This is a genomic window from Aeromonas sp. SE22 (assembly GCF_038739755.1).
Lineage (GTDB): Bacteria > Pseudomonadota > Gammaproteobacteria > Enterobacterales > Aeromonadaceae > Aeromonas > Aeromonas jandaei.
The window spans coordinates 1-23,743 of record NZ_JBCGFD010000001.1; the positions used below are offsets into that span (position 1 = coordinate 1).

General features: G+C 62.0%; 16 protein-coding genes. 13 read left to right on the forward strand and 3 right to left on the reverse strand.

What is annotated here, in order from left to right:
- Positions 1-179 precede the first annotated feature (179 nt).
- A complete protein-coding gene (locus tag AAHA39_RS00005; protein WP_320657047.1) occupies positions 180-689 on the forward strand; it encodes a VC2046/SO_2500 family protein in 510 nt (169 codons plus the stop codon).
- Positions 690-778: 89 nt separating this feature from the next.
- Here the strand turns inward: AAHA39_RS00005 and hpf are convergent, their stop codons facing one another.
- Positions 779-1,117, reverse strand: coding sequence for a ribosome hibernation-promoting factor, HPF/YfiA family (gene hpf, locus AAHA39_RS00010; RefSeq protein ID WP_033113440.1), 339 nt, complete (start codon positions 1,115-1,117; stop codon positions 779-781).
- A 370-nt stretch (positions 1,118-1,487) separates the two neighbouring features.
- Here hpf and AAHA39_RS00015 point away from each other — a divergent pair, with 370 nt between their 5' ends.
- From AAHA39_RS00015 to AAHA39_RS00025, 3 genes are all read left to right on the forward strand, one after another.
- Entirely contained in the window at positions 1,488-3,977 is a 2,490-nt protein-coding gene (locus AAHA39_RS00015) for a putative bifunctional diguanylate cyclase/phosphodiesterase (protein WP_320657046.1), read from the forward strand.
- 101 nt (positions 3,978-4,078) lie between these two features.
- Positions 4,079-5,980: a transglycosylase SLT domain-containing protein gene (locus AAHA39_RS00020; RefSeq protein ID WP_320657045.1), complete on the forward strand. Its 1,902-nt coding sequence runs from the start codon at positions 4,079-4,081 to the stop codon at positions 5,978-5,980.
- Positions 5,981-6,156: 176 nt separating this feature from the next.
- Positions 6,157-7,155, forward strand: coding sequence for a LacI family DNA-binding transcriptional regulator (locus AAHA39_RS00025; protein WP_320657044.1), 999 nt, complete (start codon positions 6,157-6,159; stop codon positions 7,153-7,155).
- A 72-nt stretch (positions 7,156-7,227) separates the two neighbouring features.
- On the opposite strand, the gene AAHA39_RS00030 is transcribed toward AAHA39_RS00025, so the two are convergent.
- Positions 7,228-8,292, reverse strand: a complete 1,065-nt coding sequence (locus tag AAHA39_RS00030; protein ID WP_342689982.1) for a 3-deoxy-7-phosphoheptulonate synthase — start codon at positions 8,290-8,292, stop codon at positions 7,228-7,230.
- 118 nt (positions 8,293-8,410) lie between these two features.
- On the reverse strand, positions 8,411-10,363 hold the full coding sequence (locus AAHA39_RS00035) for a TonB-dependent receptor domain-containing protein (RefSeq protein WP_104015233.1): 1,953 nt from the start codon (positions 10,361-10,363) through the stop codon (positions 8,411-8,413).
- 266 nt (positions 10,364-10,629) lie between these two features.
- On the opposite strand from AAHA39_RS00035, the gene AAHA39_RS00040 reads away from it, so the two are divergent.
- The 9 genes from AAHA39_RS00040 (at position 10,630) to AAHA39_RS00080 (ending at position 23,543) form a co-directional block, all read left to right on the forward strand.
- Positions 10,630-11,778 carry an isochorismate synthase gene (locus AAHA39_RS00040; RefSeq protein WP_320655904.1) on the forward strand — a complete coding sequence of 383 codons (1,149 nt, stop codon included), beginning with the start codon at positions 10,630-10,632 and terminating at the stop codon, positions 11,776-11,778.
- On the forward strand, positions 11,775-13,421 hold the full coding sequence (locus AAHA39_RS00045; protein ID WP_320655903.1) for a (2,3-dihydroxybenzoyl)adenylate synthase: 1,647 nt from the start codon (positions 11,775-11,777) through the stop codon (positions 13,419-13,421). Before AAHA39_RS00040 ends, AAHA39_RS00045 begins: the two co-directional genes overlap by 4 nt.
- On the forward strand, positions 13,418-14,365 hold the full coding sequence (locus tag AAHA39_RS00050) for an isochorismatase family protein (RefSeq protein ID WP_320655902.1): 948 nt from the start codon (positions 13,418-13,420) through the stop codon (positions 14,363-14,365). Before AAHA39_RS00045 ends, AAHA39_RS00050 begins: the two co-directional genes overlap by 4 nt.
- Positions 14,362-15,129: a 2,3-dihydro-2,3-dihydroxybenzoate dehydrogenase gene (gene dhbA / locus AAHA39_RS00055; RefSeq protein WP_320655901.1), complete on the forward strand. Its 768-nt coding sequence runs from the start codon at positions 14,362-14,364 to the stop codon at positions 15,127-15,129. Before AAHA39_RS00050 ends, dhbA begins: the two co-directional genes overlap by 4 nt.
- 125 nt (positions 15,130-15,254) lie before the next feature.
- Positions 15,255-19,244, forward strand: a complete 3,990-nt coding sequence (locus AAHA39_RS00060) for an amino acid adenylation domain-containing protein (protein ID WP_320655900.1) — start codon at positions 15,255-15,257, stop codon at positions 19,242-19,244.
- Positions 19,241-20,110, forward strand: a complete 870-nt coding sequence (locus AAHA39_RS00065; RefSeq protein WP_320655899.1) for a hypothetical protein — start codon at positions 19,241-19,243, stop codon at positions 20,108-20,110. The genes AAHA39_RS00060 and AAHA39_RS00065 overlap by 4 nt, the downstream gene beginning before the upstream one ends.
- A gap of 268 nt (positions 20,111-20,378) precedes the next feature.
- Positions 20,379-21,467, forward strand: a complete 1,089-nt coding sequence (gene pdhA, locus AAHA39_RS00070) for a pyruvate dehydrogenase (acetyl-transferring) E1 component subunit alpha (RefSeq protein WP_320655898.1) — start codon at positions 20,379-20,381, stop codon at positions 21,465-21,467.
- Complete coding sequence (locus AAHA39_RS00075) at positions 21,460-22,446, forward strand: alpha-ketoacid dehydrogenase subunit beta (RefSeq protein ID WP_320655897.1); 987 nt, start codon at positions 21,460-21,462, stop codon at positions 22,444-22,446. Before pdhA ends, AAHA39_RS00075 begins: the two co-directional genes overlap by 8 nt.
- Complete coding sequence (locus AAHA39_RS00080; protein WP_320655896.1) at positions 22,443-23,543, forward strand: dihydrolipoamide acetyltransferase family protein; 1,101 nt, start codon at positions 22,443-22,445, stop codon at positions 23,541-23,543. The genes AAHA39_RS00075 and AAHA39_RS00080 overlap by 4 nt, the downstream gene beginning before the upstream one ends.
- The last annotated feature ends 200 nt before the right edge of the window (positions 23,544-23,743 follow it).

The following is a 23,743-nucleotide window of genomic DNA, read 5'->3' on the forward strand; positions in this document are numbered from 1 at the left end:
AGGCAGAGCCGTCAGATTTACAGTCTGATCCCTTTGGCCGCTCGGGAACCCCTCCCCAAGTGCGAGGCGCATACTAACAGATCTTCCGCTTTTGTGAACCCCTGAAGCGGATTTTTCCATTAAAAGAATTGGATATGTGGCCGATAAGAGATGAAATCACCATTTCCAAGAGTTATCCCATGCTACCCAGTTCAATCCGTAATCAGCTGCTCGTCGATGAAGGCCAGTTGGGGCAACGTCTCAACCTGGATCTTCAGCATGGCGATCGGGCTGATTTCCGATTGCAGCTGGCGCTGCTGACCGATGCGGTTGAAGAGCAGCCCTGGTTCGATGCCAAGCCGGCGGCAAGCCCGGACAAGCGGGACTGGCGAGCGTACTTTGAGCTGCGAGAGGCTCAGGTGCTGATGGCCGAGGGGGCGGGGAGTGACTGCAGTGCCATCAATGAGCGGTTGCAGCAGGGGGGGAGCATGGTTGATGTACGGCTCTGGCTGGCACTGCAAACGCCGCCACTGGTAGCCAGACAGCCGCTGATCGATGAGGCGGTGTTTGACAATCTGACGCTGCTGGGGCGCGAAAAGCTGCAACACAAGGTAGCCAGTGTGCCGCGCGAGGAGGATCCGCTGGTGCTGTTGCCGGTGCTCGACCGGTTGCAGCAGGGGGTCGATACCCGTCTTCACTGGCTCAGCTAGGGGCTGCTGCTTTTGTTCAGACAGCTGAAAATCAGGCAAACAAAAAGGCGGGATAACCCGCCTTTATGCTCTTTGTGATCCGCGATGCCTTATGCGTCAGCTTCGTCCGTTTCAACCTGCTCCTTCAACGCGGCATTGGCGCGACGGGCAATGGGTTTTTCGGTATGGCGATTGAGTTGACGCTCCAGTTTTTGTCCCAATTCGTTGATGGCGGCGTAGAGATCCTCATGCTCTGCCTGGGCAAACAGTTTGCCGTTGGGGATGCCAGCACTGGCTTCGACAATGAACATCAGACGCTCTTTGGAGACAATCACATGGGGTGTGATGAGAGGCACCTGAAGACGTTCGAGCTTTTCAAAACGGGATTCGATACGCTCGCGAATAGCCGGGGTGATGTCGATGATTTTGCTGGTAATTTCGATTTTCATATAGGCCCCCTTCGGGTCGTCTTGCTTGTGTCTTCACCTTCAGATTACTGATTGGTGGCACTTAAAATGTGATAAGGATCACAAAATGCGGTCATCATTATTCAGCAACTTATAAATTGTGATCTTTTCCGGTTTCGTGCCAAAAATCGCTTGAGCTCCTTGAAACTGGCAGGCAGTATGACCGGAATAGGATCGTTTCTGTCCCCTCTTGGCAGCACCCTGTGTCGACCTCATATCCGGTTCCCACTGCTTGATATCGCATGTTTGCACTTTGCCCCTCCTGTCTTCGACCTCATGAGCGGATCCGGAGCGGTTGCTGCTGCCTGTTGCTGGACATCAAACGTGGTCGGTTGTTGTGTTGGAGTCATAAATGAAGCATCAAGCCACGCAGGTCATGTGGTTTTTTGATCGGCAGCATGATCAGTGGAGTCTCTCTGATCAGGGCACCTGCCAGCAGTGGCAAGGAAAGGGGGTCCATCCATGGGCCGATCAGCTGCTGCCGGAAGATGAAGCGGGCTTTGCCGACTTCCTCATCCGCCTTCATGAATCACACCTGCCGGAACAGTTTATCGGCCACCTCAGAGATAAAGAGGGGGCCCTCAACCATGTGCTCTGGAGCGGCCAGTTTGTGCCCAACCAGGAGGTCTGCTGTGGTTGGCTGATCCCGCTTGCCGCAACGTCTCTCAAGCTCTCTCTGCCTTTGCTGCAGACCAGTCTGCTCACCCAGCTGGCGCAGGCGCTTTCTGCCCGCACCGGGCTCGACTTCTTCAACACCCTGGTCAAACAGCTCTCCCACATTCTGCAAGTCGATGCGGTCTGGGTCGGTGAGCTGAGCTCGGCGGATCGGGTGCGGGTGCTGGCCGCCGACGGGTTGGCGCTCAAGGATTACCCGCTGGCGGGGACCCCCTGCCAGCAGCTCTATCGACAGGGCGCGGTCTGCCTGGAGGTGCTCTCCGAGCAGGAGGAGTACCAGCCGTGGCTGGCTGCCGGTCAGACCTATTACGGTCAGCCGCTGTTTGATGGCCGGGGGCAACTGCTGGGCCATCTGGCGCTGCTCAGCTCGGCGCCGGCAGACATGGCGAACCTCAACTCGGTGCTCAACACCTTCACTGTGCGGATGGTTGCCGAGCTGGAACGGCTGCAATCAGATGCCCAGATGCGCCTCTCTGCAGTAGCTTTTGAAACCCATGAGGGGATCATCATCACCGACCCGGGATTCAAGATCCTGCGGGTCAACAACGCCTTTAGCCAGATCACCGGATTCGACAGTCAGGCCGTGCTCGGTCTGCAGCTGGAACAGGATCTCTGGCCCAATCTGGGGGGGCTCGGTTATGAGCTCAATCCCCTGAGCCGCTGGCAGGGTGAGACCCAGCGTCTGCACGCCGATGGTCATACCTATCCCCAGTGGGAAATCGTGACGCCGGTGCAGGATGAGAAGGGAGGCATAAGCCACTTCGTCATCTGCTTCGAGGATATCTCCGAGCGCAAGGCCGCCGAACGGCGGATCCAGGATCTCGCCTATTACGACGAGTTGACCGGTCTGCCCAACCGCCGCCAGCTGCATGAAACCCTGGTTCAGACCTTCAACGAGGCGACCCACAGCTGCCTGATCGGCGCGCTGCTCTTTATCGATCTCGATCACTTCAAGACCATCAACGACTCCCTTGGCCACGCTACCGGCGACTGGCTCCTCAAAGAGGTCGCGACCCGGCTCAAGCGGCTGGTGCGTCAGGGCGATTGTCTGGCTCGCCTCGGCGGGGATGAATTCGTTCTGCTGCTGCCGTCGCTGTCGGCCAGCCCGCCCCAGGCGGAGATGCAGGCCGACATCATTGCCGAGCGGCTCATCACCGAGATTGCCGCGCCCTACACCTATGCGGGGCAGGTGCTGCACATCGGTGCCAGTGTCGGCATCACCCTGTTTCCGGATCGGGAGCAGGGTGTGGATGATCTGCTCAAGCAGGCGGATACCGCCATGTATCAGGCCAAGTCGGCCGGTCGCAAGACTCGCCGCTTCTTTGACGCCTCCATGCAGCAGCAGGCGGATCGTCGCCTGCACATCCACAACGAGCTGCGCAACGCCCTCAACCAGCAGGAGCTGACGCTCTACTATCAGCCCCAGCATCTGGTGGATGGCGGTGACATCATCGGCGTCGAGGCGCTGATCCGCTGGCAGCCGGCTGGGCGCGCACTGGTTTCGCCGGCCGAGTTTATCCCCATCGCCGAGGAGAGCGATCTCATCGTCGATATCGGCAACTGGGTGCTCCACGAAGCCTGTGCCCAGTATGTGCTGTGGGAGGAGAACGGAATCCATATCCCGCAGATCTCGGTCAACGTCAGTGCCAAGCAGTTCCATGCCACCGACTTTGTCGAGCGGATCCACGACGTGCTGGCGCAAACCGGCATGGATCCGGCCTGCCTCAATCTGGAGATCACCGAATCCGTGGTGCTGGGCCATGCCGAGGACACCATCAGCAAGATGACGGATCTCAAATCTCTTGGCATCAGCTTTGCCATCGACGATTTCGGTGCCGGCTACTCCTCCCTGAGCTATCTCAAGCGACTGCCCGCCGACGAGCTCAAGATCGACCGCTCCTTCATTCAGGACATCCCCAAGGATGGCGACAACATGGCCATCGTCGAGGCGGTGATCGCCATGGCGCGCCACATGGGGTTCAACGTTACCGCCGAAGGGGTGGAGTCACGCCAGCAGCTGGAGTTTCTCAAGGCGCAGGGGTGCAGCTTCTATCAGGGCTACCTCGCCTCCAAGCCGTTGCCGGTGCCCTATCTGGAGAAATATGTGCAGCGCCTCGCAAGACAAGAGTACCCGCGCGAAATCCAGCTGAGCGGCGTAGAAAAATAGTCTCCTCTCCCCGCTGTCGCCTTGGCTGGCAACGGGTAGAATGGGAGGCAGTAGACCCACCGCCCGCGGGCGGTGTTCTTGCCTCGCAATGGAGATGTTCAGTGAAAGCTGTATGGGGAATTGTTTTGTCGGCGCTGTTTGCGCCGGGTCTGATGGCACAAACAGCGGAGCAGTCGCTGTACCGTCAGGCCTACGATGCGGTAAAGGCCGATGATCAGGCCCGTTTCCAGCAAATTCGAGCCCGTTTGGCTCATTATCCCCTGTTGCCCTACCTCGATTACTACCAGCTCGCCTTTCGGCCCGGGGCGGCCGACTACAACGATGTGACCCGCTTTATCCGCGAGCATGGCGACACCCCCCAGTCGAACCGGCTGGAACGCAGTTACCTTACCTATCTGGCCCAGAGCGAGCAGTGGTCGCAATTCCTGCGCTTCTATCCAGCCAAGCCGAGCTCCACCGATCTGCTCTGCATGCACTATCAGGCGCTCTACAACACCGGCAAACAGGGTGAAGCATTGCAGGGGGCTGGCAAACTCTGGATGAGCGGTCAATCCCGCCCTGACGCCTGCTCGCCGCTCTTCAAGCTGTGGCAAGCATCCGGTCAGCGTACCCAGGATAAAATCTGGCAGCGGATGACCCTGGCTTTCGAAGCGGAGAACCCCAACCTGATCCGTCATCTGGGGGCCAACCTGTCGGGTAGCCTGCAAAGCTATGGCGATCAGATGGTGACCCTGTTCGAACAGCCCGCCAAGGCGATGAATCCCGCCTATTTCAGTAGCAATCCCTACTCAAGGAAGCTGCTCTCGCTCGGTTTGGCCCGTTATGCCAATCAGGAGCCGGAAGCGGTACTGCGCCAGCTGGCGCTCTTTCGCAGCCGCTTTGGCCTGACTCAGGCCGAGGTCAAACCGGTTGAGCGTGCCATTGCCCGTCGTCTGTTGCTGGATCGCTCACTGGCCCAGCGCAGCTGGCTCGACAATACCGTGGCGAGGCTGGCCGACCCCGATATTACCGAGCTGCGGGCCCGTCTCGCGATTTGGGAACAGGATTGGCGCGGCCTTTCCGACTGGGTGAAAAAGATGCCGATGGCGCGTCAGAAAGAGGATCGCTGGCGCTACTGGATGGCGCGCTCTCTCGAGGTGCAGGGGCAGAAGAAACCGGCTCAGGATCTCTATCTGGAGACCGCCAACCTGCGCGGTTTCTACGGGTTCATGGCGGCCCAGCGTACCGGCGTGCCCTACCGCATGGTCAATCAGGGGGTGAAGCATGTACCGGACTGGCGAACAGCCAGCCAGCGCTGGCCCTTCCTGCTGCGGGTGCGCGAGCTGCTGTCGATGAACGAAATCACGGCGGCACGGGCCGAGTGGATCCACAACATGGATCGCAACCCGGTGGCCCAGCGCATCGAGTTTGGTCATATCGCCCTCAATCAGGGGTGGCATGAGCTGGCCATTCTCTCCAGCATCCGCGCTGAGGCGTGGGATGCACTGGAGCTGCGCTTCCCCAAACCCTACACCCAGACCTTCAGTCAGGTGGCGCGGGAGCGGGCGGTCAACATGAGCCTGCTCTACGCTATCTCCCGTCAGGAGAGTGCGCTCTATCCGATGGCCCAGTCACCTGTGGGCGCGCGCGGCCTGATGCAGCTGATGCCCTCGACAGCCAAAGAGACTGCCGGCAAGCTCGGTGTTCCCTATCGCAGCGAACAGCAGCTGTTTGATCCGGCGATGAACGTCCGGCTGGGGAGCGCCTACCTCAAGCGCTTGCTTGATCTCTACGATGGCAACCGGATCCTGGCGGCGGCGGCCTACAACGCCGGGCCCGGTCGGGTGAAGCGCTGGCGCGATCAGAGTGAAAACAAGCCGATGGATGTCTGGGTCGAGAGCATTCCCTACAAGGAGACGCGCAACTACGTGCAGAACGTGTTGTCGTTTGACCTCATCTATCAGCACAAGCTGCAGCAGCCGCTGCGCTTCATGTCGGATCGGGAGCTCAACCACGCCTATTGAGCACGGGGCCGCCAGTCGGCCCCGTTTTCAAATCCCGCAGGCAGCGGGTATCATCAGCAACGCTCTGTTACAAAAGGAAACATGAGTGGTGATCGGGCTCCGGGAAATATTCCAGGGAGCGGGATATACTCGGCCGTCGGCACCAGCAGGTTCCCCTCACAATAAAGGAATGGATAGTGGCAACGATAAAAGACGTTTCTCAGCTGGCAAATGTGTCTATTTCCACCGTATCGCGCGTGATCAACAACACGGCGCAGGTCGCCCAGGAAAAGCGCGAGGCCGTACTGGCGGCCATGAAGGAACTCAATTTTCGGCCCAACAGTTTTGCCCAGGCTCTGGTCAGCAAGCGTTCCAACTGCATCGGCGTGCTGGTCGGCGACCTCTGCGGTGGCCCCTTCTTCGCCCAGATGATGCGGGGCATTGAAACCATGGTCGATCGGGCAAACAAGTTCACCATTGTGATGTCGGGCAACCATGACATTACCCGCGAACGCCATGCCATCCAGGCTCTGCTGCAGCGTCAGTGCGATGCCCTGATCCTGCACAGCAAGGCGCTGCCTGACGAGGAGCTGAGCGAGCTGGCGGCGGGCACCACTCCCATCGTCTTTATCAACCGTCAGGTGCCGGGTGCCGAAGATCGCTGCGTCTGGCTCGACAACAAAGCCGGGATCACCACGGCTTGCCAGCATCTGCTCGATGCCGGTCATCGCAAGATTGCCTTTATCACCTCCGATGACGAGGAGTTCGTCGATGGTCAGCAACGGATGGCAGGCTATTCCCAGACGCTGGGGCGGGCTGGTATCGCCCTTGATCCTGCCCTGATCAGCCGCGGCTTTGCCGACGAGAACGGTGGTTATGTGGCGATGAGCGAACTGCTGGCGCGCGGTGTCGAGTTCACCGCCGTGCTCGGTTTCAACGATGGCATGGTGGCCGGAGCCATCTCCTGTCTGCTGGAGCGTGGTTACAAGATCCCGCAACAGGTGTCGGTGGTGGGGTTCGACGATATTCCCTATGCCCGCTACATCTATCCCAAGCTCACCACGGTGCGTTACCCCATCGAGGAGATGGGCAGCCGAGCCGCCGAGCTGGCGCTGCGTCTGCTCGATCACAAGCCGGTAGAGGGGTTGCCGCTCAAATTCGAAGCCCAACTGGTGGAGCGTGAATCGGTCGCCTGATCTGCGGCGAGAAGTCCTGAGCAATATGGCCCCATCGGGGCCATATCTTTATCTGCCACATGCGTTCCGGTTTTACCCCGCCAGGGCAATACGCTGCTGGCGGCGCGCTTCCACCCCTTCTGCAAGGGTATCGAGCACCACCCGCGTCTGCTCCCAGCCGATGCAGCCATCGGTGACCGACTGGCCGTAGCACAGCGGCTGGCTGGCTATATCCTGGCGTCCCTCCTTGAGAAAACTCTCCACCATGACGGCAGCGATGGTGTGGCAGCCGTTGCCCAGCTGGGCAGCCAGATCCCGGGCCACGAGTAGCTGGCGGGCGTGCTGTTTCTGGCTGTTGCCGTGGCTGCAATCGACCATCAGGCGAGGGGAGAGATGGTGCTGGCGCAGCTGCTCGCCAGCCTCTGCCACATGATTGCTCTGATAGTTGGGCAGGCGGCCACCGCGCAGGATCAGGTGACCATCGGGGTTGCCATGACTGCGCACCAGTGCCAGCCGCCCGTCACCGGAAGGCTGCGGATAGAGGTGCGCAGCCCGGCTGGCAAGGATCGCCTCGACCGCGATCCGGATGTTGCCATCGGTGCCGTTTTTAAAACCGATGGGGCAGGGGAGGGCGGAGGCCAGCTGGCGGTGGAGCTGGGATTCGGTGGTGCGGGCACCGATGGCGCCCCAGCTGATGAGATCCCCCAGATAGAGCATGCTGGTGAGATCGAGAAATTCAGTGGCACAGGCGAGCCCCTCTTGCCCGAGTGCCAGCAGCAGCTCGCGCGCCTGGCGCAATCCCTCTGCCAGCCGATCGCTGCCATCCAGATGCGGATCGAAGATAAATCCCTTCCAGCCGAGCGTCGTGCGCGGCTTTTCGAAGTAGGTGCGCATCACCAGTTGCAGCTGATCCCCGTATTGGCCCTGCAGTTCGGCCAGCCGGCCACCATAGTCGCGGGCGGCGACGGGATCGTGGATGGAGCAGGGACCGATCACCAGCAGCAAGCGGTCGTCCTCTCCATGCAGAATATGGCGGGCTTGCTGGCGGCTGCGCGCTATCTGACGAGCGAGTCGGGGAGGGGCGGGGTGATCTTGCAGCAACTCATCCGGGGTGGGCAGGGTGGCAAGGGGTGATGCGTTCAGTAGTGAGGTGAACATGAGCGATCCTTATGGCAATGGAAACCTGCATGCTCATTGCTGTCCAGTGGGGATCTTCCCCTTATTGTGTCGGGCAACGCAGCGCGGGCATGGGCCCGCGCTGTTGGCTTGATGAGCTTTAGAAGCGGGCCGAGCCACTGATGTAGTAGCTGCGACCCGGCTCCACGTTCTGGAAGGTGGGGTCTTTCTCCTGCAGGCGCACATCGGTCAGGTTGGTGATACCGACCCGCAGATCAAAGTTCTCGGTGACCTTGAAGCCGGTGCCCAGATCGAAAGTCTGATAGCTGGGCAGCTTGTGCAGCACCACGGCCTTGTTGACAGTCTGCTCCGCATATTGGGTGCCGGTATAGGTGGTGCCAACGAAGGCGTTGACCCGCTCGGTGGCCTGCCAGGTCAGCTTGGCGTTGGCCTTGTGCTCCGGCCGTTCGGGCAGGGCCTGACCCTGATCGCCTTCCGCTTTCAGGTAGGTGTAGTTGGCACCCAGATTGATGTCGTCGGTCAGATCGAGCCTACCGGTCAGCTCCAGCCCTTTGGTGGTGGCCTTCTCCAGGTTGTACCAGGTGCGGTCAGTGGAGTTCGGCAGCTGTTTGAAGGTGAGCATGTCGTCGATATCGGAGTAGAAGAGGGTGGCGCTGGTTTCCCAGATCCCTTGCCCTGCGATAACGCCCAGCTCGTAGTTGGTGCTGGTTTCCGGCTTGACCTTGTCACTGCCATAGATGCGGCAACTGCCGCCGCAACTCTCGATGCTGTAGCCATTGGAGTACTGGTGCGGTGCCGGCGCCTTGAAGGCCTGGCTGACACCGCCTTTGACGGTCACCACATCGTTCAGCTCGTACACCAGATAGCCGCGTGGGGTGAAGTGGCTGCCGTAGATCTCGTGGTGATCGTAACGACCGCCCAGAGTCAGGGTCAGGCTGTCGGTCAGGCCGATCTCGTCCTGAGCAAACAGTGCCTCCTGGGAGTGACTCTCCTTGCCGCCGATATCCTTGTAGCTCACCGCATCCACCAGCTCCCGATCCAGATATTCACCACCCAGGGTCAGGTAGTGGTTGGCCAGCGCCAGGTTGGTGTAGCCCTTGAGGGTGAAGGTGTTCTCCTCCAGTTCGCGCTGCTGCGGGGCCGAGTAGCTGGTATTGAAATCATCGATCTGGGAGCTTTCATAGTTGGCCATGACGGTGGTGTCACCCCAGCTCCAGTTCCCCTTGTGAGTCAGGCCAAACAGGTTGCGATCGTTCTGCTGCTGGCGGCTGTGCACCTTGTTGCCGGTCTTGCGGAAGATATCGAGGGGGCGCTCATCCTGGTTGTAGAGATAGTCAAACTCGAAGCGCTGCTGCTCATCCACCAGCCAGCTCAGGGTGGAGGCAAAGTTGCGGGTCTGCTTGGCTTCGATAAGGGGGATGCCATCGGCCGCTTCCGGCGGAGTCCAGGCCTGACGGTCGTACACTTCGCCATTCATCCGGATCAGCAGGTTATCGGTCAGCGGGCCGGTAAAGCCCAGGTTGGTTCTGTGCTGATCGCCGCCATCCTTGCCCTCGATGGCCTTGAAGTCGGCATCGGCTGCCCCTTGCCAGGTTTTGCCCGGCTGCTTGGTGATGATGTTGATGACACCGCCGATGGCATCGGAGCCGTAAAGTGCCGACATGGGGCCGCGGATCACCTCGACCCGCTCGATCATGCCAAGGGGCACCGGAGTGTTGTCGAAGTTGCCACCGCGCCACAGGGCATTGGAGGAGGAGAGGCGTTTGCCATCCACCAGCACCAGGGTGTATTTGCCCGACATGCCGCGAATACCGATGTCGCTGCGGCCATTGGTGTCGGTCTCGGCCTGGATGCCTACCTCGTGGCGCAGCAGGTCGGCAAGGTCATTGACCGGTGCGGCCTTGATCTGTTCGGCACTGATAACCGAGATGGAGGCGGGGGCCGAGCGGGTATTGTGCGCCGTGGTGGTGACGGTGATCACCTCGTCGGCTTGAGGGGCGTTGCTGGCGGCGATGGCTTGCTGGGTCAGCAGGGTGACTATGGTAGTGGCCAGCAGGCTGGGGGCAATAAAACGGGAGGTTGAGGATTTCATTATTTACATCTTCCATAACATTCAAATGATAAGCGTTATCATTATCAAGTTGAATTTGCTCCGATCGCAACTCTTTTTTATCGGCGATGTTCGGTTTCGTTCGCCCCTCTCTTTTGACTAAAAAGAAGTTAATGAAATTGATTCTCATTTGTGTTGATCGTTTTTTCACTCCTTGTTAGGATGCCGCTCACCCTGCGATGGCGTGAGTCAAATGACTCACACTTTGTCGTTTCAGGTAGTGATTCATTCCAAGGAGTAGCACCGTCATGTGTGACCATGCACTGGAAGGAGAGTGGCCCGCCACAGCGGCCGGGCTGGATAAAGTGTGCTGTTTTGCCAGCGGTGACAGGGTACTGGTTGCTTCCGGTATCCACGACAGTTTTACCGGCATTCCACCGGAAAAACTGCTCGCCCATCTGCGTCAGTTGCGCCAGCAGGGGATGGATAATCCCATCGCCATCGGCGCCATTCCGTTTGATACCCAATCCCCCTGGCATCTGGTGATCCCGGCGCAATCGCAGTGGGTCGCAAGGGATGCTCTGTTGCCCGCCCGCTGTTGTCAGCTTCGTGGCGAGGTGAGTGAAGTGACCGGCTCTGCCCACTATCAGGGGGCTGTGCGGGCGGCACTGCAGCAGTTCAGTGAGGGCCAGCTTGAGAAGGTGGTGCTGTCACGCGCCATCGACGTGCGGAGCGCAGAGCAGACCTCCCCCGCACACGCCTTTGGCTCTCTGCTGGCCCAGAATCCGGGCGCCTATGTGTTCCAGATCCCGCTGCCTGAGGGAGAGACCCTGCTTGGCGCCAGCCCCGAGCTGCTGGTATCGCGCAGCGAGATGGCGGTGGTGAGCAATCCGTTGGCGGGCTCCCGTCCGCGCCACGCGTTTTCCGATCAACAGACGGCCAGTGCCGAACTGCTGGGGGCGCAAAAAGATCGCTATGAACATGCGCTGGTGGCCGATGCGGTCGCTGCGGCCCTCTCTCCCTTCTGCCGCGAGCTGGATGTCCCTCTGGAGCCGCAGGTGATCGCCACTCCTACCATGTGGCACCTCTCGACCCGCATCGCCGGGCGGCTCCATGAACCCTCTCCCGTGCTGGCACTGGCGTTGGCGCTACACCCGACACCGGCGGTATGCGGCACGCCGCTCTCGGCTGCGCGTCAGGCCATCTCCCGGCTTGAGGGGTACGATCGCCGTTTCTATTGTGGCGCTGTCGGCTGGATGGATGCCGATGGCAATGGCGAGTGGGTAGTCACCATCCGCTGTGGCGTGCTTGCCGGTAAGCAGCTGCGGCTCTATGCCGGCGCCGGGGTAGTGGTGGGCTCTTCGCCGGAAGCCGAGTGGCAGGAGACCGCCGCCAAGCTCGGCACCATGCTGCGGGCGTTTGGCCTCGAAAGCCGGGAGCCGGAGGTAACTGCATGAAGCCGCTGGTGCCCTTTACCCCCTGGCCCGCCGAGCTGGCAGCCCACTACCGTGCGCAAGGGTGGTGGCGCGGGCAACCGCTCACCGCCCTGCTCGATGACTCCGCCGAACGTTACCCCGAGCGCACGGCCCTGATCTGCGGCGAGCGTACCCTCAGTTATGGCCAGTTAAAGCGTGAGGTCGATGCGCTGGCGGCGCGGCTGGCAGCACGCGGGTTGGGCCATGGCGATACCGCGCTGGTGCAGTTGCCCAACTGCGCCGAGTTCTATATCTGCTGGTTTGCCCTGATCCGCTGCGGCGTGGTGGCTGTGCACGCCCTCTACAGCCATCAGCGGCGCGAGCTGGTGGCCTTTGCCCGCCAGATTGAGCCTGCCTTGCTGGTACTCAGCCCCTCTCACCCCGGCTATGCCGGTGAAACGGGAAGCCTTGTGGCCCTTGACGAGCTGGTGGCGCCTTCCTGTCAGACACTGCTTTTCGAGCCGGCAGAAGGGGGCGATCTTCAGTCAGGATTTGCATGGCGTCAGCCTGAAACCGTGGCTCGTGCTGATGGTTCGCCGCTGACGGCTATCGCGCCAACTCCTACTCCGGCCGATCAGGTCGCCTTTTTCCAGCTCTCCGGCGGCAGTACCGGCACTCCCAAACTGATCCCCCGTACCCACGATGACTATGGCTACAGCGTGCGCCAGAGCGTGGCGGTGTGTGGTTGGGATGCGCGGGTGAGCTATCTCTGCGCCCTGCCGGCGCCCCACAACTTTCCCCTGAGCTCCCCCGGGGCACTCGGAGTGTTTTATGCCGGTGGCTGCGTGGTGCTGGCAAAGGATCCCTCTGCAGCAACCTGTCTGCCGCTGGTGCAGCGCCATCAGATCAACTGGGCGGCGCTGGTGCCACCGGCTCTGGCGCTCTGGCTGGAGGCGGCCAGCCAATATCCGCAGACCTCTCTGGAGTGTGTGCAGGTGGGCGGCGCGCGCCTCAGCCCGGCTCATGCCGAGATGGTAGCGAGCCGCCTTGGTTGCCGCTTGCAGCAGGTGTTCGGCATGGCCGAGGGGCTGGTCAACTACACCCGCATCGAGGATGACCAGTGGCACATCGTCAATACCCAGGGTCGCCCGATGAGCCCGGGTGACGAGGTGGAGGTACGGGATAGCGACGGACGCCCCTTGCCCGATGGTGAGTGCGGTGAGCTCTGGACGCGTGGCCCCTACACCTTTCGCGGCTATTTCAAGGCTGATGCCCACAATCAGCGGGCTTTCGACCGGGACGGTTTCTACTGTACCGGCGATCTGGTCTGCCGCTTGCCCGGCGGCCATCTGATGGTGGTGGGGCGCAACAAGGACCAGATCAACCGGGGCGGGGAGAAGATCGACGCCCTCGAGATTGAAGAGTTGCTGATTACCCATCCAGATGTGCGGCAGGCGGCGCTGGTCGCCATGCCCGATCCCATGCTCGGGGAGCGCAGCTGCGCCTTTCTGATGTGCCGCGAGCCCCTCAATCTGCCCCGCTTGCGCCGTTTCCTGCGCGAGCAGGGGGTGGCCGATTACAAATTGCCCGATCGCCTGGTGCTGGTGGAGCAACTGCCCCACACCCCGGTCGGCAAGATAGACAAACAGAGGCTGCGCGAGCAGCTCGCCAAGGAGTGTGCATGACCATTCAATCCCTCGCCGCCTATCCGCTGCCTACCGCTGAGGAGCTGCCCACCGGGCGGGTGAACTGGCCTTTCGAACCGGGCCGGGCAGCCTTGCTGGTCCACGATATGCAGCACTATTTCGTCGATTTCTACGGGGCGGACAATCCGCTGATCAATCAGGTCATCGACCATATCGCCATCCTGATCCGTCAGGCGCGTGCTCTCGGCATGCCGGTGGTCTATACCGCCCAGCCCGCCGAACAGAGTCAGGCCGATCGGGCGTTGCTCAATGACATGTGGGGGCCCGGATTGACCCGAGCGCCGGAGCGTCAGCCGATTGTTTCGGCGCTGGCCCCCGAGCCGCAGGATACGGTGCTGACCAAGTGGCGCTACAGCGCGTTTTGCCGCTCACCGCTGGCCGAGCTGATGGCCGAATGGGGGCGGGATCAGCTGGTGATCTGCGGCATCTACGGCCATATCGGGGTGATGCAGACGGCGGTCGATGCTTTTATGCGCGATATCCGCCCCTTCCTGGTGGCAGATGCCATCGCCGACTTCTCCCGCGAGGATCATCTGCTGGCGCTCTCCTATGTCAGCCGCAATGCCGGTCGGGTAATTACCGTGGCCGAGGTGATGGCGGCCAGCAAACGTCCCCTGAGTCGAGAGTCACTGCGTGATCTGGTGTTGGCGCGGCTGCCCGCCGAGATGCAGCATGAGCAACCCACTGAGGATGACAACCTGCTCGACTACGGTCTCGACTCGCTGGCGGTGATGGGGCTGGTGGAAGAGTGGCGTCAGCAGGGGCTGGTGGTGGAGCTGTCCGAGCTGGCCCGCACGCCGACCCTGGCTCAGTGGTGGGAGCTTCTCTCCAGTCAGCACAATGTCAGCCAGCTCAATGTCAGTCAGGATACGGCTTATCAGGTCAACGAAGATCACGTCAGCGAACCGGAGTGCACCCCATGAGCGAGTGGCAAGGTAGAACCGTCTGGGTGACCGGCGCGGCGCAGGGAATTGGCCATGCGGTGGCGCGCACCTTTGCCGAGGCGGGGGCCTGCGTGGTGGCGTTCGATCTGCAACTGGCCGAGGCGCTGCCCGGCAACGTGAAGAGGGTGGTGATTGATGTCAGCGACAGCGAGGCCGTGACCCGCTGCTGCGAACAGCTGCTGGATGAGGGGCTGGGGCCCGATGTGCTGGTCAATGTCGCCGGCGTACTGGCGACCGGCAGGCTCGATGAGGTGGATGACGCCCTTTTGCAGCGCACCTTTGCCATCAACACCTTCGCCCCCTTCTACCTGATGCGGGCCCTGACCCCCTGGTTTCAGGGGCGGCGCAGGGGAGCCATCGTCAATGTCTCCTCCAATGCCGGTCGGGTGCCGCGAGTGGGGATGGGCATCTATGGCGCCTCCAAGGCGGCGCTGACCAGCCTCACCCAAACGGCAGGGCTGGAACTCGCCCCCTATGGGGTGCGCTGCAATCTGGTGTCGCCGGGCTCGACCCGCACCCCCATGCTGTATGGCATGTGGCAGGAGGGGGAGGTGGAGCAGCAGGAAGGAGAGCTGCGCACCATCGCGGGCCTGCCCGGGCAGTTCAAGCTGGGGATCCCCCTTGGCAAATTGGGAACACCCGACGAGGTGGCTGCCTGCGTGCTGTTTCTCGCCTCCGATGCCGCCAGCCATATCACCTTGCAGGATCTGGTGGTCGATGGCGGTGCCACCCTGGGGGTCTAGCCCGCGCGCTGCCGATCTGGCAGGCGTGACACTCTCTTTATGGAGGAGGCCTTGCCTCCTCGCTTTTCAGCCATGCGGGCAGGGGCAAGCCGCTGCCCGCTCGATGTTTGCGCAAGGACATTCCCATGGAACAGACAATGGCGATGCGCGCCACCCATCAGCGTGGGGAGCACCCGCGCTGGCCGCTTACCACTGCTCAGGCGGGCATCTGGTTTGCCCAGCAAAAATACCCGCAGAGCCCCGCCTGCAATACCGGCGAGTACTGGCTGCTGGAGGGGGCGCTGGCTCCCCATCACTTCACCCGAGCGGTGCGTCAGACCATCGACGAGATCCCCGGTCTGCACTGCGCTTTTGTGGCCACTGCCGATGGCCCGCAGATGGTGGCCAATCCCGCTTGCTGGCAGCTGGCAGAGCGGGATCTGCGCAGCGAAGCCGACCCGCTTGCAGCCGCGCAGGCCGAGATGCGTGCGCAGCTGGCCGTCCCCTTCAATCTGGCCGGGGGGCCACTGTTTGCCACTACCCTCTATCGCCTTGGTGAGGGGCGGTGGGCCTGGTTTATTGCCGTGCACCATATTGCCATCGACGGCTTTGGCCTGAGTTTGCTCTGCCAGCGGGTGGTGAGCTGGTATGAGGCGCTTTGTGCGGGTGAGCAGCCTGCTCCCTGTCGTTATGCGACCCAGCAGGAGTTGTTGGCCGAGGAGGCGGCCTATCAGGACTCACCGCGTGCCGCGCGGGATCGCGATTTCTTCGTGCAGCAGCTGGCCGGGGTGGAGAACCCGGCGTCGCTCTCCCGCCGTCCGGCGCAAGGGCCGGGCTCCACTTATCGGCTTGAACAGCGACTGGCTGGCCGCCAGTGGCAGGCATTGGTGGCGCGGGCGAGCCGCTCGGCCTGTCACCCCTACAGCCTGCTGCTGGCGGCGGTGGCCAGCTATGTGCAACGGATGAGCGGCGCTGGCGAGGTGGTGCTGGGTATTCCGCTGATGGGGCGGCTGGGCTCAGCGGCGGCCGATACTCCCTGCATGAAGGTCAATGTGGTGCCTCTGCGCATTGAACTGAGCGGCACCAGCCGGGTAGGGGAGTTGCTGGCACAGGTCGAGCGGCAATTTGTCGCCCTGCGCCGTCATCAGGGCTGCCGTCAGGAGTGGTTGCAACAGCGTCAGCCGGGCCAGCCGTTGTTTGGCCCTCAGGTCAATCTGATGCCCTTTGCCCGAACCCTCAGCTTTGGTGAAGGGCACAACCAGGTTCGTGGCGAGGTGCAGGTGCTGGCGGCGGGGCCGGTGGAGGAGTGTGCCTTCTATTTTGCCGAGGAGGCAGGCGCGATGACCCTGATCCTCGAAGCACATCAGGGGCGCTTCAGCCAACAGGAGAGTGAACGTCATCTGGCCCGGCTGGTAGCTTATCTCGCCGCCTGGAGTGAGGCGGATGACGAGGTCCTGGCAGTGCGCTTGCCGCTGCTGCTGCCTTGCGAGCAGGCTGAGCTGGCGCGCTGGAACCAAACCGACCATCCGCTGCCGACTACCACCCTGAGCGCACTGCTGGCCGAAGGGCTGGCGGCGGCGGATCAGAGCGCCATCGCGCTGGAGTGTGGCGCCGAGCGCTGGCGTGTGGCCGAGCTGCGCCAGCGTACCCGCCAGCTGGCCAGCTATCTGGCGGGGAGGGGCGTGGGCCCCGGTTGCCGGGTGGCGGTGGTGATCCCGCGCTCTCCCGAGCTTATTCTCGCCCAGCAGGCCATCATGGCGGTGGGGGCCGTCTATGTACCCGTTGATCCGGACTATCCGGCGGAGCGGATCGGCTACATTCTCGCCAGCAGCGACCCTGCGCTGGTGCTGACCAGTCGCACCTTGCGGATGCCGCTCGATGTGGCCGCGCCACTTGTCTGCCTCGATGCCCCCGGTGTGGCAGAGCAGCTGGCGGCGGTAGAGTTGGCAACGACAGCACCTTGTGAGCTGCCAGCCCCCAAGCCGGAAGATGCGGCTTACATCATCTACACCTCCGGTTCGACCGGTCGGCCCAAAGGGGTGGTGGTGAGCCACGGCGCCATCGTCAACCGGCTGCTCTGGATGCAGCACATGTATCCCATCGGGCCGGCGGATCGGGTGCTGCAAAAGACCCCGGCCGGTTTCGATGTCTCCATCTGGGAGTTTTTCTGGCCCTTTATGACCGGGGCGCGGCTGGTGCTCGCCAAACCGGGCGGCCACAAGGATCCCGCCTACCTTGCCGAGCTGATTGAGCAGGCCGGGATCTCCACCTTGCACTTTGTCCCCTCCATGCTGCAGATCTTCGTCGCACAAGCCGAGCCTGCGCGTTGCCGCGCCCTGCGCCAGGTATTCTGCTCCGGCGAGGCGCTGCCCGCGGATCTGGTGCAGCGTTGGTATGGGGCATTTTCAGCACCCCTGCACAACCTCTATGGCCCGACCGAGGCGGCGGTGGATGTCACCTGGTACCCCTGCCGGGCAGACGAGGCGGTGACCAGCGTGCCCATCGGCTATCCGGTCTGGAATACCAGCATCCACATTCTCGACCCCTTGTTGCAGCCGGTGCCGCCCGGTGTGGCAGGCGAGCTCTGGATCGGCGGCGTACAGGTGGCGGAGGGCTACTTTGGTCAGCCCGAGATCACTGCCGAGCGCTTTATTGCCAACCCCTTCGGGACGGGACGGCTCTATCGCAGCGGCGATCTGGCTGCCTGGCGCGAGGATGGCGCCATTGAGTATCTGGGGCGCCTCGATTTTCAGGTGAAGATCCGTGGCCAGCGCATCGAGCTGGAGGAGATCGAGCAGGTACTGCTGCGCCATCCCCGGGTGGCGCAGGCGGTGGTGCTGGCTCCCGAATTTGCCCCCGGCGATCGCCGTCTGGTGGCCTATGTGGTGGCCGCAGATAGTAGCGAGTTGACGCTGGCCGAGTTGGCACCCGCCCTTGGCGCCGCCTTGCCCGACTACATGGTGCCGGGGCTCCTGGTCACTCTGGCCGAGCTGCCGCTCACCCCCAATGGCAAGCTGGATCGCAAGGGGTTGCCGCTGCCCGACATGGCGTCGGCGGTCGGTCAGGCGTTGCCGAAAACCCTGCTGGAGGAGCGGCTCTGTCGCCTCTTCGCCGAGGTACTGGGGCTGGCGCGAGTCGGCGCCGACGATAACTTCTTTGCCCTCGGCGGCCACTCCCTGCTGGCGGCGCAGCTGGTGGTGCGTATTGAAGAGTCGCTCGGACAGACGCTCACTCTGGCCAGCCTGTTCGAAGCACCGAATCCCGCCCAGCTGGCGCGCCGTCTTGGCGGCGAGCGGGAGGCCATGCCCATGCTGTTGCCCTTGCGGGCGCCCGGTGCCCAGTCCGGCGTATCAGGCCGCACCCTCTTTTGCGTCCATCCCGCAGGGGGGCTCGGCTGGTGTTATGCGCCGCTGGTGCCCCATCTGCCGACCGATATGGCGGTCTATGCCCTGCAGGCAAGGGCGCTCTGCCAGCCGGATGCCCCGCTGCCCGCCAGCTTCGACGAGCTGGCACTCGACTATGTGACCGAGCTGCGTCGTCAGCAGAGCGAGGGCCCCTACTGGCTGCTCGGCTGGTCGCTGGGGGGCATGCTGGTGCACCGGATGGCCGCCATGCTGCAAGAGCAGGGACAGGAGGTTGCCATGGTGCTGCTGCTCGATGCCTACCCCTGTCAGCAGTGGCAGACCCAGCCGTTGCCCGACGAGCAGCGGATGCTCGATGCGTTGCTGCGGATGGGAGGCATTGCGGTTGCGGACGATGCGCTCGATTCCCTTACTCGGGGCGACGTGGTGGCCCGACTGGGTGCAGAGGGGAGTGCGCTGGCCATGCTCGACGAGCAGGTGGTGAGCGCCATGATTGAGCTGGTGGGCCACAACAACCGGCTGATCCGTCAGCCGGTCGACTACTGCTACCACGGGGAGGTGATCTTTATCGAGGCGTCAGCCTCCCGCCAGCCCTGGCTGGATGGACGCGGCTGGGAGCCGCTGACAGAAGGCAAAATCCGCTATGAGCGCTTCCCCTGCCTGCATCAGGAGATGGTCCATCCCGACTGGCTGGCGCAGGTCGGCGCCCTTATTGGTGAGCGGGTCGATGGGGTCGGGCAACAACCGCACATCCGGCAGGAGGGGGGCGCATGACCCCGGTTGCCGCCATCCGGGAAGCCTTGCTGGCGGGCAAGCTGGTGGGACTGGGGGAGCCGCACTGGCACCCGGATTTTATCCGGCGCCAGCACGCCTGGCTCTGGGATCCGGCGCTCTGGGGAGTCATGACCGATCTGGTGCTGGAGTGTGGCAACCGACGCCATCAGGGCTTGCTCGATGCCTGGCTGACGGGGGAGGATAGCTGGCAGGGGGAGCCGCTGACACTGGCGCGGCTCTATCCGGTCTGGCTCGACTCCTGCGCCTTCCCCGCCTGGATGGCCCCCGAGTTTCCGGCCCTATTCGCAGCCCTGCGCCAGAGCAATCTGGCGCGCCCTGAACATATGCGGCTGCGGGTGCATCTCTGCGAGCCCTTATTCGAGTGGCAGGAGATGAGCCCGGAGCGGTGGCAGCAGCACAACAGGGGGCGGGATCAGGCGCTGGCCGACTATCTTCTTGCACTTCCCGCGCGCGGCGTGGTGCTGCTGGCGGGGGCGCGCCATCTGCTCAAAGCCGCAGGGGATCCCCACTTTGCTCAGCCGACGCTGGGCCAGTTGCTGGAGGCTGCACGGCCGGGCTGGCTGCAGGTGCTTCACCCCTGGCCATTAGTTGATGGGAAGGGAGATAGGGAAGAGGAGCGGGTGTGCGAGCTGGCCGGGATTGCGACCGCCGATCTCTATCCTCACTGGCCGGTGCATCCGCCGCTGGAAACTCTTATCGACAGGTTGGTGCGCGTGGCTGACAGGGGGCGGGAGATGCGAATTTGCCCCACCTTGCTGGCCGAGCCTTGGCGCAGCCGCTTGCTAAGTCGCGCTCACTTGCTGCCAGCTGGTATGGCCCGCCAGCTGCAACAGTGGCTTGCGTAACTACTGGCTGGCGTAACCGCTGACTTGAGTAACAGAAGGGGGGGCAAGGCTCCCCTTTTCAATATTTGGCATCCTGCATTCAGCACGGCAAAGTTGCACCATTTACGGCATACCTTGCCGCTCATCGCCGAAAATTCAGCACCTTCGCTACTTTAAAGAAGTTTCTACTGGTCTTACCTGAGTAAATCCCTTTGCTTTTTATTTAACAAGGTATTTACATCTAAGTGTCACCAGCATCGGTGACGCCTACAACGGCAAGGAGCCAGTTATGACCCATGTCGACATCCCTTTCCTTCGTTACCTCGATGCGGAAGGGTGCCCGGTCGCCACCTTACCGACCTGGCTGGACAAGGCGATACTGCACACCTTCTACCGCAATATGGTGATGGTGCGCAGCTATGACAAAAAAGCGATAGCGCTGCAACGAACCGGCAAACTCGGTACTTTTCCCTCCCATCTCGGCGCAGAAGCCGTGGGGATTGGCATTGGTCTGGCCATGCAGCCGCAGGATGTCTACGTTCCCTACTATCGGGACATGCCCACCCTCTATGTGCGGGGCGTGCCGATGGAGAAGAACCTGCAATATTGGGGTGGTGACGAGCGGGGCAGTTATTTGCTCAAACCCGATGGGACTCCCTCTGAAGATCTCCCCATCTGCGTCCCCATCGCCACCCAGATCACCCATGCCTGCGGTATTGCCTCGGCCTTCAAACTGCGTAATCAACCGCGCGTCGCCGTGGTCACCATCGGCGATGGCGGCACCTCCAAGGGGGATTTTCTGGAGGGGCTCAACTGCGCCGGTGTCTGGCACCTGCCGATGGTGATCATCGTTAACAACAACCAGTGGGCTATCTCGGTGCCACGCAAGCTGCAATCGAGCGCTCCTACGCTGGCTCAGAAGGGAATTGGCGCAGGGGTACGCAGCCTACAAGTGGATGGCAACGATGTGGTCGCGGTCTACGATGCCGCCCGCAGTGCCGTCGAACGGGCCCGCAGTGGCAAGGGGCCGACTTTGATCGAGGCGGTCAGTTATCGCCTCGGCGATCACACCACGGCCGACGATGCCACTCGCTATCGCGATGGGGCCGAGGTCGAGGCCGCCTGGGCGAAAGAGCCGGTCAAGCGGCTGCGCCAGTTTATGCACAGCCAGGGGTGGTGGGATGAGGAGCAGGAGCAGAGCCTGCTGGCGGACGCCACCCGGGAGGTAGAACAGGCGGTTGCCCGTTATGAGGCGATGGCGCCCCAGCCACCGGAGGCGATGCTCGATTATCACTACGCCAGCCTGCCCGCCGAACTCTTGCCCCAGCGCGAGCGAGTGATTGCCAAGGGGATGAAGCAGGAGGTTGGCCATGAGTGAGATCAGTCTGCTGGAAGCGGTCAACATGGCCCTTCACTACGAGATGGAACACGACCCGGATGTGGTGGTGTTGGGCGAGGATGTGGGGGTCAACGGCGGGGTGTTTCGCGCCACGGTTGGCCTGCGCGACAAGTTCGGTTTCAAGCGGGTGATCGACACGCCGCTGGCCGAAGGATTGATCGCCGGGGTAGCGGTCGGCATGGCCACTCAGGGGCTCAAGCCGGTGGCTGAGTTCCAGTTTCAGGGCTTCATCTTCCCCGGGATGGAGCAGATCATCTGTCAGGCGGCGCGGATGCGAAACCGCACCCGTGGCCGCCTCTCCTGTCCCCTTGTCTATCGCTCCCCGTATGGCGCTGGCATTCATTCGCCTGAACATCACAGCGAGAGTATCGAGGCGCTGTTTGCCCATATCCCTGGGCTGCGGGTGGTGATCCCCTCCAGCCCGAGACGCGCCTATGGCCTGCTCCTGTCGGCCATTCGCGATCCGGATCCCGTGATGTTTTTTGAACCGGACCGCATCTATCGCTCGATGAAATCCGAGGTGGTGGATGACGGTGTCGGCTTGCCGCTGGATGTCTGTTTCACCCTGCGTCCGGGTCGGGATATCACGGTAGTGGCCTGGGGAGCCTGCATTCAGGAGGTGATGCGGGCGGCGAACCTGCTGGCCGAGCAGGATATCCAGTGCGAGGTGCTGGATCTGGCCACCATCAAGCCGCTGGATATGGAGACCATCCTCACCTCGGTGCGCAAGACCGGCCGTTTGCTGGTGGTGCATGAGGCGTGTGGCAGCTTCGGGGTCGGGGCAGAAATTGTGGCGCGGGTGACCGAGCAGGCACTTCCCAGCCTCAAGGCGCCGCCCAAACGGCTGACCGGCGTGGATGCAGCCGTTCCCTACTATCGCAACGAAGCGTATTACCTCATCACCGAGCAGGATATCGCCGATGCCGCTCACCAGCTGATGGAGAACCAGTGGCTATGAAATTTTTCAAATTACCGGATTTGGGGGAAGGGTTGGCCGAAGCCGAGATCGTCGAGTGGAAGGTGAGTGCTGGTGATACCGTCGAGGTCGATCAGGTGCTGTTGTCGGTGGAAACGGCCAAGGCGCTGGTGGATGTCCCCTCTCCGGTGGCCGGGGTGATCGCCCGTCTCTGCGGCGCCGAAGGGGATATCCTCCATATCGGTGCGCCACTGGTGGAATTCGAGGGGGGTGAGGATGATGGCACTGTGGTGGGCAAGGTGAGTGCCCATCAGCAGCATATCGAGGATCATTTTGTGGTGGGGGCCATTGCCCCGGGGGGGGCGCTGGTGCAAGCCATGCCTGCGGTGCGACTGCTGGCACAAAAACTGGGTCTGGATATCGAACGGATCAAGGGAAGTGGCAGTGGCGGTATGGTGACCGAGCTGGATGTGCAGCAGGCGTTTGAGGCTCAGCAGAGCAGTGGCAACGAATTCCTCAAAGGGTCACGGCGGGCCATGGCCAAGGCGATGGAGCTCTCTCATCAGACGGTAGTGCCGGTCAGCATCACCGACGAGGTGGATTTGCGTCACTGGCGGCCTGATGAGGATGTGACGGTGCGCCTGATCAAGGCCATTGGCGTGGCGTGCCGCGCCGAGCCCTCGATGAACGCCTGGTTTGATGGTGAAACTCTGTCAAGACGGCTGTTCAAAGAGGTCAATGTAGCCATCGCGGTGGATTCAAAGCATGGCCTCTATGTGCCGGTGATGGAGAACGTGGCTGAGCGGGAGGAGGCCGATCTGCGGCAGGGATTGGATAGGATGATCGCCGATGTGAAGGCGCGCGCCGTGCCCCGCGAGATGTTGCAGGGGGCGACTATTACGCTCACCAACTTCGGCGCCATTGCAGGCCGTTATGCCAGCCCTATCGTGACGCCGCCGCAGGTGGCCATCATAGGGGCGGGCAAGTTGTTCGAGAAAGTGGTGTTCATCCATGGGGAGGCTCGCCCGGTGAGGGCGTTGCCGCTGTCGATGACATTTGACCACAGAGCCTGTACTGGCGGCGAGGCGGCACGCTTCCTCAAGGCACTGGTACAAGCGCTGGAAGCGCCGACCCTGTAACGGTAGTGCCCTGCCGTTGGCAGGGCACAAATTTGTTTGCGTAATCTACAAAGCCACGTATAATCCTAGGCAGCTTGAAAGGGCGATAGTTATGTCAATGAATTTGATGTTTTACATCTTTTCCTGTTGTTCATAAATTAATCCCGTTTTTTGAGCTTTACCCGCTGAAAAGCATAAGTAATTATTTTGAATACAGGTTT

Bases quoted from the DNA above. Each gene is read 5' to 3' on its own strand.
- AAHA39_RS00005 (WP_320657047.1), top strand. From the start codon at position 180: ATGCTACCCAGTTCAATCCGTAATCAGCTGCTCGTCGATGAAGGCCAG.
- hpf (WP_033113440.1), bottom strand. From the start codon at position 1,117: ATGAAAATCGAAATTACCAGCAAAATCATCGACATCACCCCGGCTATT.
- AAHA39_RS00015 (WP_320657046.1), top strand. From the start codon at position 1,488: ATGAAGCATCAAGCCACGCAGGTCATGTGGTTTTTTGATCGGCAGCAT.
- AAHA39_RS00030 (WP_342689982.1), bottom strand. From the start codon at position 8,292: ATGTTCACCTCACTACTGAACGCATCACCCCTTGCCACCCTGCCCACC.
- AAHA39_RS00035 (WP_104015233.1), bottom strand. From the start codon at position 10,363: ATGAAATCCTCAACCTCCCGTTTTATTGCCCCCAGCCTGCTGGCCACT.
- AAHA39_RS00040 (WP_320655904.1), top strand. From the start codon at position 10,630: ATGTGTGACCATGCACTGGAAGGAGAGTGGCCCGCCACAGCGGCCGGG.
- AAHA39_RS00045 (WP_320655903.1), top strand. From the start codon at position 11,775: ATGAAGCCGCTGGTGCCCTTTACCCCCTGGCCCGCCGAGCTGGCAGCC.
- AAHA39_RS00050 (WP_320655902.1), top strand. From the start codon at position 13,418: ATGACCATTCAATCCCTCGCCGCCTATCCGCTGCCTACCGCTGAGGAG.
- dhbA (WP_320655901.1), top strand. From the start codon at position 14,362: ATGAGCGAGTGGCAAGGTAGAACCGTCTGGGTGACCGGCGCGGCGCAG.
- AAHA39_RS00060 (WP_320655900.1), top strand. From the start codon at position 15,255: ATGGAACAGACAATGGCGATGCGCGCCACCCATCAGCGTGGGGAGCAC.
- AAHA39_RS00065 (WP_320655899.1), top strand. From the start codon at position 19,241: ATGACCCCGGTTGCCGCCATCCGGGAAGCCTTGCTGGCGGGCAAGCTG.
- pdhA (WP_320655898.1), top strand. From the start codon at position 20,379: ATGACCCATGTCGACATCCCTTTCCTTCGTTACCTCGATGCGGAAGGG.
- AAHA39_RS00075 (WP_320655897.1), top strand. From the start codon at position 21,460: ATGAGTGAGATCAGTCTGCTGGAAGCGGTCAACATGGCCCTTCACTAC.
- AAHA39_RS00080 (WP_320655896.1), top strand. From the start codon at position 22,443: ATGAAATTTTTCAAATTACCGGATTTGGGGGAAGGGTTGGCCGAAGCC.